A 17,969-nucleotide genomic window follows, 5' to 3' on the forward strand; every position below is an offset into this window, starting at 1 on the left:
AGCAGCCAAAGATGAAGAGGGGGTTTCGAGAGCGCACCGAAAAGCCGGGTTGAGGGGCGGCGCTGCGTGGGTTTGAGCCCGTGGGCTCAGGCGACCATGTCGACGACGGCGGCCGCCAACCATCCGGCCCCGTAGGCGAAGGCGGCATTCACGCTGGCTTCGACCGCAAGCATGAAGCCGTAGCCGGGCCTCTCCCGTCTCACGATATGCAGGCGCAATCCGATGACGCCGATCAAAAGAACACCGCCGATGGCAGCTGTCTCGAGCAGATAATCACGACCGTAGAAACCGAGAAAGATGAACGGCAGGAGGAGCAGGGACACAATAAAGGAATTGAAGTGCACCACGCTCTTCTTGATGTCCCCCCACAGGGATCCCTCGTTTCCTCGATCATGCCTTTCCAGTCCATGCATCGCCCCGCAGCAGATCACGACTGATGAGGCTATGGCCGCACCGTCGTAGGGTCAAGCAGCGTGGAGAGAAGGGTAAGCCAGTCGAGTATTGGGAAAAGACGGATCGAGGGCACCGCAAGGCTGGAAAAGAAAAAGGCCTGCAGCGATCAATTCGCGCAGGCCTTTTATGAAAGAGATGGCTCCCCGGGCCGGATTCGAACCGGCGACCTGTCGATTAACAGTCGAATGCTCTACCGCTGAGCTACCAGGGAACAGCCGCTTGGCGCGGTGTGAGCGGGGTAATACTGATGCGCGCTCCGTTTGCCAAGCGGTTTTTCAAAAAAAATGTCATCGCCTTGTTTTTATGTGTGGACCACCCATCTCCCTGAGGCGGCCGGGATGCCGCGAGACGCCGTATTTGCTGGAGTTTTGACCCTTGGCTGAGAGACGTTACCGCATCGACACGGCAAGAGGCAGGCTCATCCTTGGCCGTTTCGAAATTCCCGTGCCGCGCTCCAAGGCAGGGCGGATCGCGACCGGCCTGGCGCTGATCGGCGGTGGTTTCCTCGGTTTTCTGCCGGTGCTCGGGTTCTGGATGGTGCCGCTGGGATTCGTTGTGCTTTCGCACGATCTGGCTTATGTGCGCCGCCGCCGCCGCCGGGCCTCCGTCTGGTGGAGCCGAAAGCGGGCTGCCCGCAACCGGCAGTCCTCGGCGGAGTAACCCCCGGGCAATCATTTGCCCTGACATGTCTTAGTGAAATGCGCGTCTCCCCGAAGCGTCGTAGAAGAATCACACAGACCGGCGACACCGAACGGCGATCCTGCCGAACCGTTCCCGGAAAAAGTGAGAGCCTATGATGAACCTCCAGATGGCGGAGATCCCGATGATACTCACGCCACAAGATTTCACTGTGATGGAAGAAGCGATGCGTGGCGTGGGCGTATCTGGCGCCGCGCGTGACCGTGAGGGGCACAGGGAGGCGGTCGGCAAGGCGGTGATCCGGCTCTATACGGCGGGCGTGACCGATCCGGCCAAGCTGGCGGAAGCCGCGGGCATCATGGCAGCGACGCGTCTGCTCGACCGCTGGCGCTGAGGACACAAAGCTCTCGGTGGCCAATGGGGCCGCCGGATTGAAAAACATCTGATTCCCGAAAATGCCTCTTGCGGTTTTTTTAGATCGCGTCTAAATCCCCGCCACCACACGCTCTTTTATACCGGACGGCCTCGTGGCGGAGTGGTTACGCAGAGGACTGCAAATCCTTGCACCCCGGTTCGATTCCGGGCGAGGCCTCCATTCTTTTCTCAATGTTTTATGAACATTCCTCGCTCAGCACTCGCTGCTGATGAACTGCGTCTTGTGTCCCGATTTCGCGGGCCAATTCAGCCATCGAACGACGTCAAACATCGGCCAAATCTGTGCCTGTCGCTATTCCCGCCTCGATCTGCCCGAAACTGGCCGATCGGCGCCCTTGCGCGCGAAGCGGGCCTGGCGCAGGTCAGGGCTCCTATCCAATCGGGGAGATCGCCGCCATGCGCGCCACCACCTTTACGTTTGCCTCCATCCTGCTTTTCGCTACACCGCTTGTTGCCTCTGCCGAATCGCTGACCTTCACGCTGGAAAACAAGACCCCGAACATGGTCGTTCAGGCCTTTGTGTCGCCAGCCGATGGCGGCAAGAGCATCGAGCTCCTGCACAAGAAGGGGCTCTTTGGCGGCAAGTCGCGTCAGCTCACCATCAATGACGGCAGCGATGCCTGCGTCTACAAGCTGCGCCTGGTCTTCGAGGACGACAGCTTCGAAGATGTTCGCGACAAGGTGGATTTCTGCGAGACCGGCACCTACACGATCGACGACTGACGCATTCGCACAGGTGGGCGCCGGGCGGGTGTGATAATCTGCCTTGGATGCCCACCCGTGACTTGAAAGCGGCACGCCCTGCAATTAAGACACGGGGGACAAAACCCGAGCGGCCGAAATGGGGCGACAGGACATGATGGATTACGCAGCAGCACGCACCAAGATGGTGGACAACCAGATCAGAACCACGGACGTCACGTCCCACTCAGTTCTGACCGCCTTCCTCTCGGTGCCCCGCGAAGCATTCGTTCCCGCGGAACTGAAGCCTCTTGCCTATATCGACGAGGATATGAAGGTGGCGCCTGCGGCGAACGGAAATCCCGCCCGCTACATCATGGAGCCGTCGCCGCTCGCCAAGCTTCTGCAGCTTGCCGCGATTACAAAGGACGACCTCGTGCTTGAGATCGGCTGTGGCGCAGGCTACGCCGCAGCGCTGCTGTCGCTGCTCGCGGGCTCGGTTGTGGCGGTCGAGTCCGACGAGGCGCTGGTACTGCGTGCGACGGAAAAGCTCTCTTCGCTCGGCTATGACAATGTCGCTGTTGTCGCCGGAAGCCTCGAAGCCGGTTACCCGGCCGAAGCACCTTACGACGTCATCTTCGTCAACGGCGCCGTCGAACATCTGCCGGAAGCACTGCTCGGCCAGCTCCGGGAAGGGGGCCGTCTGGTCGCCGTAGTCGGATATGGCAACGCGTCGCGTGCCCGCCTTTACGTCAAGGCCGGCGGCACGGTGTCCTTCACTGAATACTTCAACACCTCGGTGAAGCCGCTTCCGGGCTTCCGCAAGGCTGCCGAATTCGTCTTCTGATCCGCCGCGTGAATTGATGATCTGCGCGAGGCCCGCTCTGTGCGGGCCTCTTGCGTTTTGCACCAACAAAGCTGTGCATCACGGCAATTGCAGGAGCCTGCGTGATTTTTTTCCGCAGGCGCGTATCCTAGGGTGACCGCGAATCGGCTGGCGACAAAAGGGTCGCCGAAGATCTTGAGGACAACGGGGATTAGTATGGCTCAGCCAAGCGTAGCGCGTGAACCGTCCATGGAAGAGATCCTGGCATCCATCCGCCGGATCATCGAAAGCAATGACCCGGTTTCGGGCGAAACCTTCGCGAGCGATGTCGACGACGCCGAAGAGGCCGGACGCACGCCGCTGGTTCGCGAGACCGAGGTCGACTTCAGCTATGAAAGCGTGGACTTCACCCCCGCCAATGATCCGGGCCCTGCCACGCCGGTCGCTCCTTCGCAGCCTCGCGTTGAGACCCAGCCGCAGCACCAGCCGCAGCCGGAAACCACCCGAAGCGTCTCGTTGGCTGATCTCGCCGCCCGCGTCCGCTCGGCCTCCGAACGGACCGAACGGCCGGTGCAGCAGATGGTGTCCGTCTCTGCCCCGATGCCCAGTGTCAGCGCGCCTGCCGCGCCGACCGCGGGCGCGCAGTCAGAACCTGCGCCACGCGGTGACAGCCCCCTGATGACCGCCCGTCTCGCGGAATTGCGCGCCCCACAGCTGCGCCCCTCGATTTCGATCGAAGTCCACCCGGCTCAGGCGACGGCCCCTCGTGCGGCGGCCGACGCGCCGCAGCCAGCCCCCGCTGTTACCGAAACCCGGCAGGTTGCACCGGCAGTGCCCGAGCAGGTTGCGGTCCGGGCGCCGGTACAGGCTCCTGCTATCGAACCGGAGCGTCGAGACATTCCGCAGGTTCGGATCGAGACCCGCACCGAAGAGCCGCGTGCGCCGTCCTTCGACGCAATCGCCATGCACCTGGCGGCCGATCGGGCCTCCGAACCGGCGACTGAAAATCTGCATACTGTCTCCGCCGGCACCGATCTGACGGCGCTGGTTTCCGCAGCGACAGTGGAGCAGGTCTCTCGCTCCTTCTCGGATCTGGCCGCTGCCATCGACGGCCAGGAGCGCCGCTCGCTCGACGAGATGGCCGAGGAAATGCTGCGCCCGATGCTGAAGGACTGGCTCGACGACAATCTGCCGACGCTGGTGGAGCGCCTCGTGCGCGAAGAGATCGAACGCGTCGCCCGCGGTCCGCGACGCTGATCGAACGCAATTTGGGGATCATGGGCCGCTCGCAAGAGCGGCCTTTTTTATTGACTTGGTTTTGTCAGTCCTATTTACCAAGCCACATCCAGAACTCGAAAAATCCGGTCGGAAAATGCTCGAAAAGATCTATGATTCAGCCGCCGTCGAACCGAAGATCGCCAAAGCCTGGGAGGACGCCGATGCGTTTCGTGCGGGCGCAAACGCGAAGCCGGGCGAGGACACCTTCACGATCGTGATCCCGCCGCCGAACGTGACCGGTTCGCTGCACATGGGCCACGCGCTGAACAACACGCTGCAGGACATCATGGTCCGCTTCGAGCGCATGCGCGGCAAGGACGTGCTGTGGCAGCCGGGCATGGACCATGCAGGCATCGCCACCCAAATGGTCGTCGAGCGCAAGCTCGCCGAGAACGGCCAGAACCTTTCGCGTCGAGACATGGGCCGCGAGGCTTTTATCGAACGTGTCTGGGAGTGGAAGGAAGAATCCGGCGGCCTGATCTTCAACCAGCTGAAGCGCCTTGGCGCGTCCTGCGACTGGTCGCGCGAGCGCTTCACCATGGACGAGGGGCTCTCGGCCGCCGTCCTGGAAGTCTTCGTCACGCTCTACAAGGAAGGCCTGATCTATCGCGGCAAGCGCCTGGTCAACTGGGATCCGAAGTTCGAAACGGCGATTTCCGACCTCGAAGTCGAGAACAAGGAAGTCGACGGCCATATGTGGCACTTCAAATATCCGCTCGCGGGTGGGGAAACCTACACCTATGTCGAGAAGGATGAGGACGGCAACGTCACTTTCCAGGAGGAACGCAACTATATCGCGATCGCCACGACCCGGCCGGAAACCATGCTCGGCGACGGCGCGGTTGCCGTTCATCCCTCGGATGAGCGTTATGCGGCGATCGTCGGCAAGCTCTGCGAGATCCCGGTCGGGCCGAAAGAGCATCGCCGCCTGATCCCGATCATCACGGATGAATATCCGGATCCGAAGTTCGGCTCTGGCGCCGTCAAGATCACCGGCGCCCATGACTTCAACGACTATCAGGTCGCGCGCCGCAACAAGATCCCGCTCTACCGCCTGATGGATACCCAGGCGAAGATGCGTGACGACGGCGAGGATTATGCCGTCTATGCGGCGCGCGCGCTCGAGATCGCCAAGTCCGGGCATCTGCCGAACGAGGCTGAGGTTGATGACATCAATCTGGTGCCGGAAGAGTATCGCGGCCTCGACCGCTACGAAGCCCGCAAGAAGATCGTTGAGGCGATCAATGCCGAAGGCCTCGCTGTCACGGTGAAGGATGCCGAAGGCAACGATGTGCCTTACGTCGAGAACAAGAAGATCATGCAGCCCTTCGGCGACCGCTCCGGCGTCGTCATCGAGCCGATGCTGACCGACCAGTGGTTTGCCGACGCCAAAACGCTGGCCGAACCGGCGATCGCCTCGGTTCGCGAGGGCCGCACCAACTTCGTCCCGAAGAACTGGGAAAAAACGTACTTTGAGTGGATGGAGAACATCGAGCCCTGGTGCATTTCGCGCCAGCTCTGGTGGGGCCATCAGATCCCCGCCTGGTATGGACCAGACGGTCAGGTCTTCGTCGAGAAGACCGAGGAAGAGGCGCTCGACGCTGCTGTCCAGCATTACCTCGCTCATGAAGGCCCGTGGAAGGCCTGGGTTCAGGAGAAGCTCGAGAACTTCGCACCAGGCGAGATCCTGACCCGTGACGAGGACGTGCTGGACACCTGGTTCTCCTCGGCGCTCTGGCCTTTCTCCACGCTCGGCTGGCCGGACGATACGCCGGAACTGGCGAAGTACTATCAGACCGACGTTCTCGTCACCGGCTTCGACATCATCTTCTTCTGGGTTGCCCGCATGATGATGATGGGCCTGCACTTCATGAAGGATGAGGAGGGTACTCCCGTCGAGCCCTTCCACACGGTCTATGTGCATGCGCTGGTTCGCGACAAGAACGGCCAGAAGATGTCGAAGTCGAAGGGCAACGTCATCGACCCGCTGGAGCTGATCGACGAATATGGCGCCGACGCCTTGCGCTTCACGCTCGCGATCATGGCCGCCCAGGGCCGCGACGTGAAGCTCGACCCGGCTCGCATCGCGGGCTACCGCAACTTCGGCACCAAGCTGTGGAACGCCACACGTTTTGCCGAGATGAACGGCGTGAAGGCGGACCCGAGCTTCCTGCCCGAAACGACATCGCTTGCCATTAACCGCTGGATCCTCACCGAACTGGCGCGCACCGAGCGTGACGTCACCGAAGCGATTGAGAGCTACCGCTTCAACGATGCGGCCGGCACGCTCTATCGCTTCGTCTGGAACCAGTTCTGCGACTGGTATCTCGAACTCTTGAAGCCGGTCTTCATGGGCGAGGACGAGGCAGCGAAGAAGGAAGCCCAGGCCTGCGCGGCCTATGTGCTGGAAGAAACCTACAAGCTCTTGCATCCCTTCATGCCCTTCATCACCGAAGAGCTGTGGGCGCATACGGCTTCGGAAGGCACGACCCGCGACAAGCTTCTCTGCCACGCAGACTGGCCGACACCGGAATTCTCTGACGACAATTCGGCCGCCGACATCAACTGGCTGATCGACCTCGTCACCGGCATCCGCTCGGCCCGCGCAGAAATGAACGTGCCGCCGGGCGCCGTGGCTCCGCTGGTCGTGGTCGGCGCCAATGGCGTCACTCAGGAACGGTTGGCTCGCCACGAGGCCTCGATCAAGCGGCTGGCCCGCGTCGAGACGATCAGCGTGGCCGACGTCGCGCCGAAGGGGGCCGCCCAAATCGTCGTGGGTGAGGCAACCGCCTGCCTGCCCTTGGGCGCGCTGATCGATCTCTCGGCTGAAAAGGCTCGTATCGAAAAAGCGATCGCCAAGGTGGACCAGGAAATGGCCCGCATCGCCGGCAAGCTTGGCAACGAGAAGTTCGTCGCCAATGCCAATCCGGAGGTCGTTGCTGCCGAACGCGAGCGTTACCAGGAACTGGAAGTGCAGAAGGCAAGCCTGGAAACGGCGCTGAAACGGGTTCTGGAAGCGGTCTGAGCTTCAGTCTTAAAGGGAATGATGTTCCAAGGGTCGGGCGGAAGCGCCCGACCCTTAGTTTTGGGGAGGCGCCGACTTCCTGAGCAGAGGAACGACGGAAACCATCGATTCCAGGCGATAAATGCATATGCCGACGGCATTTACCCGCAGAGGAACGTCAAAACCTTCTCTGGCAGAGTCCGGTCACGAAGGCCCTTGATGTGGCGGCTTCGCCACAGGGTGGTGTGGCGGTGGGAGATAATTCCCCGTCTGGCGGAAAAATAGGCGAAAAGAGCAAAAAATATCCAAAGCTGCGGCATTTTGACGTGCCCCTCAAAAACATTACGTAAAAATTTCGGCATTCGAAGCCGTGTGTGACAAACGTCACCCGATTGTCATTCAGTCCGACATGGCTACTATGCAAATCACAGTTTTGCCTGAATTGGGGAGAGACATGGCGAACAATCTAAAAAAGACAACCGCCCTCGGACTGATTGCCGCTTGTGCCTTTGTGGGAGGAGCGCATGCAGGCGGCTTTTCGCGCGGCGAAGCGGATACGGACATCCTTTATGAGGATGGCGAAGTGGCTGCTCGTGGTGGCTACACTTTCGTCATGCCGCAGCGTGGGTATGAGACGATTGGTGGCGCGTCGACCGACGATGCGGATTACACTCAAAATTACAGCGTTCCGAGCTTCGCCGCCAAGTTCCGCGCATCGGATAATTTTTCTTGTGCTCTGACCTACACGCAGCCTTTTGGTGCGAAGTCGGAATACGGCGCCGATGCGCAGTTGGCGGATATTCTAGCCGACATTGCTGCGGGTAGAACGACAAACGCAGTGGAGTCCTCGCAATTCAGAACAGAGGAATTCGGTGGGACCTGTGCTGTCAACTTCGATGTAGGCCCCGGCGATGTATACATTCTCGGTGGCGTTTTCACCCAGAGTTTTGACTATACCGAAAGCAAGACCCTCGGCACTCTGCACCTAGAAGACGACAGTGCCATGGGCTATCGTCTGGGAGCTGCATACGAGATCAAGGAATACGCACTTCGCGCGGAACTGATGTATCGCTCGCAGATCGATCATAACGCTTCTGGCGAGTTCACTTCTGCAGTCGCAATAGGTCCGTTCCCCACTGGAACCGAATTCGCCTCTGTTGGAAGTGGCTCGCTGCCGCAGTCGCTTGAACTGAGCCTGCAGAGCGGCATCGCGCCGGGCTGGCTGGCATTTGGTTCGGTTAAGTGGACAGACTGGAGTGTCCTGCAGACTCTAAATTACACCATTGACGTCCTCGGCGACTCTGAGAAGAACTTCTTCTGGCGTGACGGCTGGACGATTATGGGCGGTGTCGGTCATACGTTTACGGATAAGGTTTCGGGTGCCGTTACTTTGACCTGGGACCGCGGCGTCGGCACCGGTGCCGACATCATGACCGACACATGGACGATTGGCGCCGGTACACAGATCAAGGCCGGCCCTGGCGTGGTCCGTCTCGGTGCAGCCGCCATCTACCTGACCGAAGGCGAGCAGTCGACGGCCGATGGCGCCGACTTCGACGCTACCGTCGGCGGCGACTGGGCCTATGCGGTCAGCGCCTCCTACAAGATCTCCTTCTGATCTTTCGTTGACGCAGCTTTGATCGAAGCCCGGCACGTCCGGGCTTCTTTCGTTTAACCAACTGCTCTCATGTTTCAGCTTTCCGGAATGTGATGATTCTGCAACAGAGACTCTATCGTTCGAGGGTGGCCCGGGTTGCGCCCAATTTGTCCACTTCCCGCCACAAACGGAGAGCACCTCTCGTCTCCAGAGACGGCGGGGCGCTGTTTCAGGCGGGTGACCTTCGGGTGGTGTGCGAGTTGAGAATGAGCCTCAGGGGCGAAAATAGGGTTCGAATACAAATGGTTTCGGTCGCTTTCGGGGAGCGGTCGGTGGTTCTGGAAAACGAGCGGACGCGGAAAATATTGAGTGTCCCAGTCTTGCCGGAAATCGGTTCTACTCTCTCTGGCATGCAAAACGGAAAGCAACTACGGCGCTTTGGTCGCCGGGGTGAGGGGCACGGTCATGAACCGTCCGTTCACGGATTGAATGTTATCTTCACATCGGACGCATTTGGTCTGGCCATGGCGGCGGGGCGAGTGCTCTGATGTCAGTCATGTCTTGGAAGAACGACGCACCCATGCGCATCAGGGACTGGAAGTCTTCGGCTCTACTTCTGACGGCAACCGCGATGTTGCTTTCGTTTAGCCCTTCCGCGCGTGCCTTCGATATCAATGCCGGCGTCAGCAAGGAATCCGGCCCCTTCGATCTCTTCAAGTTCGGCTTCAACGCCTACAAGAAGGGCCAGAAGCAAGAGGCCGTCGAAGCCTATCGTTATGCCGCCGAAAAGGGCCATACCGGATCGCGCTGGGCGCTGGCCAATATGTATGCCGCCGGTGACGGCGTGGTCGAAAACGACTTCGAAGCCTTCAAGATCTATGCCGAGATCGCCAATCAGGGCATCGAGCCGGGTTCGGAAGACACCGGCTTCTTCGTCAACGCGCTTCTGTCGCTTGCCCGTTATTATCGCCAGGGCATTCCCGAAACGCCCGTGAAGGCCGATCTCGCCCAGGCGCGTCAGATCTACTTCCAGGTCGCCTCGACCTTCGGTGTTCCGGAGGCGCAGTTCCAGCTCGCACGGATGATCCTGGCCGGCGAGGGCGGTAGCGTCAACGTCCAGCAGGCGAAGAAGTGGCTGAACCTCGCCCGCAAGAGCGGCCATGCCGGTGCCATGTCGGTCTTCGGCAATGTGCTCTTCGAAGAGGGCCAGACGGTTCGCGGCCTCGCCTTCCTGACGGCAGCGCTGGAGCGGTGCAGCCCGAAGGACTGTCCGTGGATGCAGGACCTGCAGGAGCGGGCCTTCTCGCTTGCCTCCGAGGAAGACCGCCGCGTGGCCGTGGTGCTGGCGCCGAAGGTTTACGAACAGGGCGATTGAGTGGGGCAGCCGGGCAGAAACCGGCTCATAATCTCTCCCAAGCAGAAGCTCCCAAGATAAAAAGGACGCCATCGCGGCGTCCTTTCGCAATTCCGGTCAGCCTTGGCGGCAGGGAACTCAAAAGTTGAAATAGCCGACCACGGGCACGTGGTCCGAAGGCTTTTCCCAGGCCCGCACATGCTTCTCGATATCTGTCGAGCGCAGCCGATCGGACGCTTCCGGTGACAGCATCAGGTGATCGATGCGGATGCCGTTGTTCTTCTGCCAGGCCCCGGCCTGGTAGTCCCAGAAGGAAAAGAGCGGCGCCTCATCGGTGGTGGCGCGCACCGCGTCGATGAAGCCGAGGTTCTCCAGCCGGCGGAAGGCCGCCCGCGTCTGCGGCAGGAACAGCGCGTCGGTCACCCACTGGCTTGCATCCTTCGCGTCATGCGGTTCGGGGATGACATTGTAGTCGCCGGCGAGGATGAGCGGCTCCTCGAGCGCCATGCGCTCGCGCGCGAAGGCTTCGAGGCGTGCCATCCAGGCGAGCTTGTAAGGATATTTCACCGGATCGTCGGACGGGTTGCCGTTCGGTAGATAGAGCGAGCAGACGCGCACGACGCCGCCTTCGACCGAAAACACACCTTCGATGAAGCGAGCCTGTTCGTCGGTGTCGTCGCCCGGCAGGCCGCGATAGACTTCGTCCGGTTTCATCTTGGAGAGCAGCGCAACCCCGTTGAAGCCCTTCTGGCCATGCGTCTCGACGTGATAGCCAAGCGCTTCGATCTCCGACCGCGGAAACCCTTCGTCGACGGACTTGATTTCCTGCAGGCAGGCGATGTCGGGCCCGCTATCCCTCAGCCACTGGCACAGGTTCTCGATGCGCGCCTTCACGCCGTTGATGTTCCAGGTGGCTATTTTCATCATCACTCACACGGAGAAGCTGGTGCCGCAGCCGCAGCTCGCCACCGCATTGGGGTTCTTGATCTGGAAGGACTGGCCGAGGAGGTTGTCGACAAAGTCGATCTCGGAGCCGGCCATGTAGATCAGCGACATCGGATCTATCAGGACGGTTGCGCCGTCGCGGGTGATGACGATGTCGTCGCTTGCCGGCTGCTTGTCGAGGTCGAACTTGTAGGAAAAGCCGGAACAGCCACCGCCTTCGACGGAGACGCGCAGGGCCGACTTGTCGGCTTCGGCTGCAACGATCGCTGCGATTCGCTTCGCAGCGGCTTCGGAAAGGGTAACGGTTTCGGTGTTCATTCGGCCTCCTGCCGGGTTCAAGGCCCGGTGAAAACGGGAAAGTTCTGCGCAAATCACCGCATAATCACGCAAAACCGCGATATTTACGGAGACGGGCGGGTCGAAAGGCGTTCGCACCCCGCATCGCCTTGCGGCTTTGTCCGCTATAGGTATGAAGGCACAAGAGTTGCGTCAATGGGGAGCAAGCGGCACGCGCATGACGATCGATCAAGCAGCACTGGGTTTTGGCACCGGCGAGAGGGCGATCTACGCGACCAGCCCGTGGAAGAGCCGCGGCCGCCTTTTTGCCGAAGGCGGAAGCCTGACCCGGTCCGACTTTCAGCGCGACCGTGACCGCATCGTCCATACGACCGCTTTCCGTCGCCTGAAACACAAGACCCAGGTCTTCATCGGCCCGGACGGAGATCACTATCGCACCCGGCTGACCCATACGATCGAGGTCGCCCAGATCGGCCGGGCGCTCGCACGCGCCCTGAAGCTCGACGAGGATCTGGCCGAGGGCGTGGCGCTCGTCCATGATTTCGGCCACACGCCCTTCGGCCATACAGGCGAGGATGCGCTGCAGGAGGTGCTCGCCCCCTTCGGCGGGTTCGACCACAATGCCCAGTCGCTGAGGATCGTGACCAAGCTGGAGCGGCGTTACGCCGATTTCGACGGGTTGAACCTGACCTGGGAAACGCTCGAAGGTCTGGTCAAACACAACGGCCCGCTGATGACGAAGGACGGGCAGGGCACGCGCGGCCCCGTTCCGCAACCGATCCGGGACTATTGCGAGATCCACGATCTGGAACTCGCGAGCTTCGCCGGGCTTGAGGCCCAGGTCGCAGCCATCGCCGACGACATCGCCTACAACACCCATGACATCGACGACGGCCTGCGCTCGGGTTACCTGACCTTCGACATGCTGGAGGACGTGCCCTTCCTGGCCGGGCTGATGAAGGAGGTTCGCGACCGGTACCCGCATCTCGATCCTGACAGGTTCACCCACGAGATCATGCGCCGGCAGATCACCCGCATGGTGGAAGACGTCATCGCCGTGGCGCAGGAGCGGTTGAAGCTCGTCGATCCGCAGAGCGTCGAGGACGTGAGGGCGGCCTCGATGACCATCGCGACCTTCTCCGATCAGATGGCCGAGACGGACAAGGCCATCAAGAAGCTGCTGTTCAGCCGCATCTACCGCCACCCCGACATCATGCGCATCCGGGCCGCGGCTGCCGAGATCCTCACGGATCTGTTCAAGGCCTATATGAACGACCCGACGCTGATGAAAAGCCACTTCTGGGTCAACCATATTTCCGGTCTCAACGATGGGCAAAAGGCCCGCCATGTCGCCGACTATCTGGCTGGCATGACCGACACCTATGCGGTGCGCACCCATCGGGAGCTGTTTGACCGGACTCCGGAATTGCGCTAGTCAGCCGACAAATTCTGAACGAGCGCAGGCGAAAAGCGCCTGTGTGCAGGGATATGCCATGAACCTCTTCGCCGATTTCGAAACCCGGATCAAAGCCGCTTTGGAAGAAATCGAGGCCGTGCGCGAAAAGCGCGACAGCCTCGATTTCAGCCGCATCGTGGTTGAACCGCCGCGCGATCCGAGCCATGGCGATGCCGCGACCAATGCCGCCATGGTGCTGGCCAAGGGCATGGGCATGAACCCGCGCGCGTTGGCCGAAATCATCTGCGAGAAGTTGAAGCAGGACACTGACGTCGCAGAAGTCGGCGTTGCCGGCCCGGGCTTCATCAATATCCGCCTGTCGGTTGCTTATTGGCAGCGCCTGCTCGCCACCATGATCCGTCAGGGCACCGATTTCGGCCGCTCCTCTGTCGGGCATGGCCACAAGGTCAATGTCGAATATGTCTCGGCCAATCCGACCGGTCCTATGCATGTCGGCCATTGCCGCGGCGCGGTCGTTGGTGACGCGCTTGCCAACCTCCTGGCCTTTGCCGGCTATGAGGTGAGCAAGGAATATTACATCAACGACGCCGGCACTCAGATCGACGTGCTGGCCCGCTCCGTCTTCCTGCGCTACCGCGAAGCGCTGGGCGAAGACATTGGCGAGATTCCTGCGGGTCTCTATCCGGGCGATTATCTCATTCCGGTCGGCAAGGCGCTCGCCGAGGAATATGGCACCAAGCTGCATGCCATGCCCGAAGACGAGATGCTGGCCATCGTCAAGGAGAAGGCGATCGCCGCGATGATGGCGATGATCCGCGACGATCTGGCGACCCTCGGCGTCCATCACGACATCTTCTTCTCCGAGCGCACACTGCATGCCAATGGCGCGGCCAAGATCCGCACGGCGATCAACGACTTGACCTTCAAGGGCCATGTCTATCGCGGCACGCTGCCGCCGCCGAAAGGGCAGCTGCCGGAAGACTGGGAAGATCGCGAGCAGACGCTGTTCCGCTCGACCGAAGTCGGTGACGACATCGACCGGCCGCTGATGAAGTCGGACGGCTCCTATACCTATTTCGCCGCCGACGTTGCCTATTTCAAGGACAAGTTCGATCGCGGTTATACCGAGATGATCTACGTGCTCGGCGCCGACCATGGTGGCTATGTAAAGCGCCTGGAAGCGGTGAACCGCGCCGTGTCGGAAGGCAAGTCGAAACTGACCGTGCTGCTCTGCCAACTCGTCAAGCTCTACCGAGATGGCGAGCCGGTGAAGATGTCGAAGCGTTCCGGTGATTTCGTCACGTTGCGCGAAGTCGTGGAAGAAGTCGGTCGTGATTCGGTCCGCTTCATGATGCTCTATCGCAAGAGCTCCGAGCCGCTCGATTTCGACTTTGCCAAGGTGACGGAGCAGTCGAAGGACAATCCTGTCTTCTACGTGCAGTATGCACATGCTCGTTGCATGTCGATCCTGCGTCAGGCGAACGAAGTATATCCGGATCTCGATCTAACCAATATCGATCTGGCCAGTGCCGTTATGGGTCATATTCAGGACCCAACGGAGCTGCAGCTCGTGGCAAAGCTCGCCGAATATCCGAGAATGATCGAAGCGTCTGCCCAGTCGCAGGAGCCGCATCGACTTGCATTTTACCTGCATGATCTGGCAAGCTCGCTGCATGCGCACTGGAACAAGGGCAAGGATTCGCCCGAATTACGCTTTGTTAACGATAAACATAGAGAATTAACTATCGCCAGGCTTGGGCTGGTGCATGCTGTCGCCTCCGTGTTGAAGTCGGGACTGGCCATTACCGGCACCGAAGCACCGGATGAAATGCGTTAGTCGTGTCACCGTTTCCCCACATTGCGCTGGCAGGCGTATGGTCGCGTAAGTGCGCGTAAGTGAGTGGAAAACAGGGTATGGCACAGCAGCACGCTGCAAACAGCATCAGGTCGCAGGGCGATGGCTTCGCGGATGACGATCCGTTGGCGGAGCTTGCCCGCATTGTCGGCTTCGACCAGCCACTGAAGCGCGAACCGGTCATGTCCCTGCCACCGGCACCTGACATGTCATCGGCTGACTTCAACCTCGAAGACGAGTTGATGCGCGAATTCGAGGGTTATGAGCAGCCCGTGCACGTAGCGCCGGAAATGCGCGCCCCCGAGCCGGTTGTGCCGCGGGCTCCGACGAGCGATGCTGCGGCGCCGTCGACTTTCCGCGAGGAGCCGAGCTTCGAGCCTGCTGCACCTGCCGCTCACCTGGAGATGCCATCCTATGCGCCGGCGGCGACGCGTGCTTACGAGCCGGAAGCGGATGTCTATGTGCCGTCGATATCGGCACTCGAGGTCGAGCGGTATGAGGAGTCGGTTGTATCTGCTCCAGAGCCGGCGCTTGCCTATGAACCGCGCATTTCCTACGATCTCGCCGATGAACTCGAACTGGCCGTGGCCGATGCCGATATCCGTCCGGCGCCGGTCATTCAGCCCGAGCCGCCGCGCCTGCGGCTTCCGCTCGCCAATTTCTCCGCTCAGGTCCAGCCGGCTCGCCGTGCCGAACCGGAACTCGCACCCCGCGCCGAAACCGTGGAACCGATCGTGCAGGCGCCGGCGCATTTCGGAACGATTGCCGCCGAGGCTCCGACTGCTCCTGTTGCTGCGCAACCTGCTTTTGCCCCGGCAGTCACCCAGGAACCAGTCTTCGAATGGGCGACAGGCGCCTTTTCCTTCGCGCCGCCGCAGGTCGATGCACCTCCTATCGTCGTGCCGGAACTAGACGATTTTCCGACGGAGGCCGTGCGCTTTGCCACGCATTCGCGTTTGGAGCCAAAGGCTGAGCCAGCGCCTGAGCCTGCCGGCCGCAGCGGGCCGGATTTTGCTTTCGATTTCTCTGCCGACTTCTCGCTGGATGACGAATTCGATGTTGCACCGGAGCCCGCGACAACGCCCGCCGTATCGGTTGTTGCAGCGCAGGCGCCGACGGCACAGGCTAAGGATGAGGATTTCGATCCCTTTGCCGATCACGAGTTCGATTTAAAACTCGACGAACTCGACCTAGCGCTCGATCTGTCCGAAATCGACCCCGTAACGCCGCCCGCCGTGGCTGTTGCTCCAAAGGCAAGCGCTGTCGAGCCGTCTGCGACGCTCTATTCGGACGTCACCGTGGCCGCCGTTGCTGGTCCGGCGGCCGACGCATGGCTGTCACAGCCGATGCGAATCGAGCCTATCGCTCCGGCGGTTGAGGCTCGTATCGAGCCGGACGTCAGCTTGGCGGTCAAACCGCGTAGCTATGCCCCGGTCGCGAGCCAGCCGGCAGCGCCTGTGCGTTCGCAGCCGATCGCGCCGCAGCCTCAGGCCTACGTGCCGCCGGCCTATTCCGTCGACGACGGTTTTGGCTTCGACCCGTCTGAGATTTCGGAGCAGGAAGACCATCTCGAAAGCGTCAGTGCACTCGACGTGCCCGACGTGCCTGTCACCGAAAGCCGCCCGGCAGCACCCGTTCAATCCGATTACGACATCGACATCGATGCGGAACTCGCAACGCTCTTCGAGGAGCCGGCGCAACCGCCGCAGCCGCCAGTCCGGACCGTCGGCGCCAGCCGCGTCGCTGCCGAACCAGTGGTCGCTCGCGCGCCCGCCGCCGTCCCGCTTGATGATTTTGACGCGTTCGAGAAGGCGCTCGAAGAGGATCTGCGCAGCTCACTGACCTCGGCCCGTACCGCCGATCCGGAAAGCCGTGGCCACATCAAGATTGCCGGCGAGGCACAGGGTTTCCGCTTCCGACGCATCAAGCCCTATCTGATGACCGGTACGGCCGTCCTCCTGCTTCTCGCAGGTGCCGGCGGCCTCTATGCTTGGCTCGGCAATGGCGCGGTTGGCGGGTTGACCGGTGGCGAACCGCAGATCATCGCGGCGGACAAGACGCCGGTGAAAATTGTGCCCGAAGATCGGGGTGGCAAGTCGGTCCCCAACCAGGATAAGGCCGTCTATGACCGCGTTGCTGGCAACGGCGTGGATGATCCGAAGCAGCCGAGCCTGATTTCCTCGGAGGAGGAGCCGGTCGACGTAGTGCAGCGGACGCTCATTCCAGAGACCATGCCGCTCGAAGGTGAAAACGACGTGGCGGCAACGCCGGTCGGCGAAACCGAAGATCCGCGTCTCCTACCCGACAACCAGCCGCAGGAAACCGCGGCAGCGGAGGAAGACCCGGCAACGATCACGCCGCGCAAGGTGCGCACCATGATCGTCCGTCCCGATGGCACCCTCGTGGCGCAGGACGGACCTGCTGAGCCCACACCGGCCACGACGAATGCCGCGACGGCACCGGCTGCAAGCCCGGCTGTGCTTGCTGCACCCAGCGTACCGTCGGCAACCGGTGATGCTGTAAAGACGGTCGAAACCCGTGTTGTCAGTCCTGACGCGCCGGTCGAGACCGCTGCGGCTACCCCCGCAACTTCGGCACCGGTGACACCTCCGGCGTCAACGGCGACGGCCACAACGGCACCGGCACCCGTCGTGTCAGAGCCCGCTCCGCAATCGGTGGCAGAGATCGCAGCCGCATCGGCGGTCGAAGACAATTCGGCACCGGCAGCGGTCTTTGCGCCGATCCCGAAGACCCGTCCCGCCGAACAGCCGGTCAATGTCGTCGGCACCGTGACCGATCAGGGCAATCTGCGTCCGGCCAAACCTGCTTCGCCTGAGGCAGCCGCCCCGACACAGACAGCGGCAGCAAGCCCGGCCGCAGCACCCGCTGCAGCACCGACCGGCAGCTACGGCATCCAGATTGCCTCGCTGCCGTCGGAAGCCGAAGCGCAGCGCAGCTATCGCAGCCTGTCGTCGAAGTTCGGTGGTCTGCTGGGCGGAAAACCCTACGAGATCCGTCAGGCAGACATTCCCGGCAAGGGCACGTATTACCGTGTCCGGATCGTCGCCGGCACCAAGGATGCCGCCGTTGCGCTCTGCGAGCAGTATCGCTCGGCTGGCGGCACCTGCTTGGTCTCCAAGTAATCTGGAGACCATTCTTGAAGAAAATGAAGGCGGAACGCGGTGTTC

Annotated in this window: 13 protein-coding genes, 2 tRNA genes and 1 pseudogene; 12 read left to right on the forward strand and 4 right to left on the reverse strand. The window is 61.4% G+C overall.

The window, feature by feature from the left end; translation table 11 throughout:
- Positions 1-86 precede the first annotated feature (86 nt).
- On the reverse strand, positions 87-344 hold the full coding sequence (locus tag FJQ55_RS08670) for a hypothetical protein (RefSeq protein WP_140827215.1): 258 nt from the start codon (positions 342-344) through the stop codon (positions 87-89).
- A 245-nt stretch (positions 345-589) separates the two neighbouring features.
- A tRNA-Asn gene (locus tag FJQ55_RS08675) sits at positions 590-664 on the reverse strand.
- 164 nt (positions 665-828) lie between these two features.
- Between FJQ55_RS08675 and FJQ55_RS08680 the strand changes: the two genes are divergently transcribed.
- The 9 genes and pseudogenes from FJQ55_RS08680 to exoR all read left to right on the forward strand — a co-directional run bounded on the left by FJQ55_RS08680 (position 829) and on the right by exoR (position 10,288).
- Entirely contained in the window at positions 829-1,113 is a 285-nt protein-coding gene (locus FJQ55_RS08680) for a hypothetical protein (RefSeq protein WP_140827217.1), read from the forward strand.
- 163 nt (positions 1,114-1,276) lie between these two features.
- Positions 1,277-1,486 (forward strand): hypothetical protein, encoded by a 210-nt coding sequence (locus FJQ55_RS08685; protein ID WP_140827218.1) that lies wholly within the window; start codon positions 1,277-1,279, stop codon positions 1,484-1,486.
- Positions 1,487-1,613: 127 nt separating this feature from the next.
- A tRNA-Cys gene (locus tag FJQ55_RS08690) sits at positions 1,614-1,687 on the forward strand.
- Between the two features lie 236 nt (positions 1,688-1,923).
- Positions 1,924-2,250 (forward strand): hypothetical protein, encoded by a 327-nt coding sequence (locus FJQ55_RS08695; protein ID WP_140827219.1) that lies wholly within the window; start codon positions 1,924-1,926, stop codon positions 2,248-2,250.
- Between the two features lie 133 nt (positions 2,251-2,383).
- The gene (locus FJQ55_RS08700) at positions 2,384-3,055 is read left to right on the forward strand and encodes a protein-L-isoaspartate O-methyltransferase family protein (RefSeq protein WP_413813668.1); all 672 of its coding nucleotides are present in this window, start codon (positions 2,384-2,386) and stop codon (positions 3,053-3,055) included.
- Between the two features lie 1,023 nt (positions 3,056-4,078).
- Positions 4,079-4,291 (forward strand): annotated as a pseudogene (locus FJQ55_RS23965) (PopZ family protein); the annotation flags it as partial.
- Positions 4,292-4,406: 115 nt separating this feature from the next.
- The gene (locus FJQ55_RS08710; RefSeq protein ID WP_140827222.1) at positions 4,407-7,337 is read left to right on the forward strand and encodes a valine--tRNA ligase; all 2,931 of its coding nucleotides are present in this window, start codon (positions 4,407-4,409) and stop codon (positions 7,335-7,337) included.
- Positions 7,338-7,770: 433 nt separating this feature from the next.
- The gene (locus tag FJQ55_RS08715) at positions 7,771-8,934 is read left to right on the forward strand and encodes an OmpP1/FadL family transporter (protein ID WP_140827223.1); all 1,164 of its coding nucleotides are present in this window, start codon (positions 7,771-7,773) and stop codon (positions 8,932-8,934) included.
- Positions 8,935-9,544: 610 nt separating this feature from the next.
- Positions 9,545-10,288: an exopolysaccharide production regulator ExoR gene (exoR, locus tag FJQ55_RS08720; protein ID WP_062283862.1), complete on the forward strand. Its 744-nt coding sequence runs from the start codon at positions 9,545-9,547 to the stop codon at positions 10,286-10,288.
- A gap of 117 nt (positions 10,289-10,405) precedes the next feature.
- Here the strand turns inward: exoR and xth are convergent, their stop codons facing one another.
- Together xth and erpA are read right to left on the reverse strand one after the other, a co-directional pair.
- Positions 10,406-11,191 (reverse strand): exodeoxyribonuclease III, encoded by a 786-nt coding sequence (gene xth / locus FJQ55_RS08725; protein WP_140827225.1) that lies wholly within the window; start codon positions 11,189-11,191, stop codon positions 10,406-10,408.
- A gap of 6 nt (positions 11,192-11,197) precedes the next feature.
- Positions 11,198-11,530 carry an iron-sulfur cluster insertion protein ErpA gene (gene erpA / locus FJQ55_RS08730; protein ID WP_140827226.1) on the reverse strand — a complete coding sequence of 111 codons (333 nt, stop codon included), beginning with the start codon at positions 11,528-11,530 and terminating at the stop codon, positions 11,198-11,200.
- 196 nt (positions 11,531-11,726) lie between these two features.
- On the opposite strand from erpA, the gene FJQ55_RS08735 reads away from it, so the two are divergent.
- The 3 genes from FJQ55_RS08735 to FJQ55_RS08745 all read left to right on the forward strand — a co-directional run bounded on the left by FJQ55_RS08735 (position 11,727) and on the right by FJQ55_RS08745 (position 17,924).
- A complete protein-coding gene (locus tag FJQ55_RS08735; RefSeq protein WP_140827227.1) occupies positions 11,727-12,944 on the forward strand; it encodes a deoxyguanosinetriphosphate triphosphohydrolase in 1,218 nt (405 codons plus the stop codon).
- A gap of 58 nt (positions 12,945-13,002) precedes the next feature.
- Positions 13,003-14,763 carry an arginine--tRNA ligase gene (argS, locus tag FJQ55_RS08740; RefSeq protein WP_140827229.1) on the forward strand — a complete coding sequence of 587 codons (1,761 nt, stop codon included), beginning with the start codon at positions 13,003-13,005 and terminating at the stop codon, positions 14,761-14,763.
- Between the two features lie 77 nt (positions 14,764-14,840).
- Positions 14,841-17,924: an SPOR domain-containing protein gene (locus FJQ55_RS08745; protein WP_140827230.1), complete on the forward strand. Its 3,084-nt coding sequence runs from the start codon at positions 14,841-14,843 to the stop codon at positions 17,922-17,924.
- The last annotated feature ends 45 nt before the right edge of the window (positions 17,925-17,969 follow it).

The organism is Rhizobium glycinendophyticum, from assembly GCF_006443685.1.
GTDB lineage: Bacteria > Pseudomonadota > Alphaproteobacteria > Rhizobiales > Rhizobiaceae > Allorhizobium > Allorhizobium glycinendophyticum.

Excerpts from the sequence above, each read along its gene's own strand:
- erpA (WP_140827226.1), bottom strand. The coding sequence starts at position 11,530 with ATGAACACCGAAACCGTTACCCTTTCCGAAGCCGCTGCGAAGCGAATC.
- FJQ55_RS08735 (WP_140827227.1), top strand. The coding sequence starts at position 11,727 with ATGACGATCGATCAAGCAGCACTGGGTTTTGGCACCGGCGAGAGGGCG.
- FJQ55_RS08700 (WP_413813668.1), top strand. The coding sequence starts at position 2,384 with ATGATGGATTACGCAGCAGCACGCACCAAGATGGTGGACAACCAGATC.
- FJQ55_RS08695 (WP_140827219.1), top strand. The coding sequence starts at position 1,924 with ATGCGCGCCACCACCTTTACGTTTGCCTCCATCCTGCTTTTCGCTACA.
- FJQ55_RS08745 (WP_140827230.1), top strand. The coding sequence starts at position 14,841 with ATGGCACAGCAGCACGCTGCAAACAGCATCAGGTCGCAGGGCGATGGC.
- FJQ55_RS08715 (WP_140827223.1), top strand. The coding sequence starts at position 7,771 with ATGGCGAACAATCTAAAAAAGACAACCGCCCTCGGACTGATTGCCGCT.
- argS (WP_140827229.1), top strand. The coding sequence starts at position 13,003 with ATGAACCTCTTCGCCGATTTCGAAACCCGGATCAAAGCCGCTTTGGAA.
- exoR (WP_062283862.1), top strand. The coding sequence starts at position 9,545 with ATGTTGCTTTCGTTTAGCCCTTCCGCGCGTGCCTTCGATATCAATGCC.
- xth (WP_140827225.1), bottom strand. The coding sequence starts at position 11,191 with ATGAAAATAGCCACCTGGAACATCAACGGCGTGAAGGCGCGCATCGAG.
- FJQ55_RS08710 (WP_140827222.1), top strand. The coding sequence starts at position 4,407 with ATGCTCGAAAAGATCTATGATTCAGCCGCCGTCGAACCGAAGATCGCC.
- FJQ55_RS08685 (WP_140827218.1), top strand. The coding sequence starts at position 1,277 with ATGATACTCACGCCACAAGATTTCACTGTGATGGAAGAAGCGATGCGT.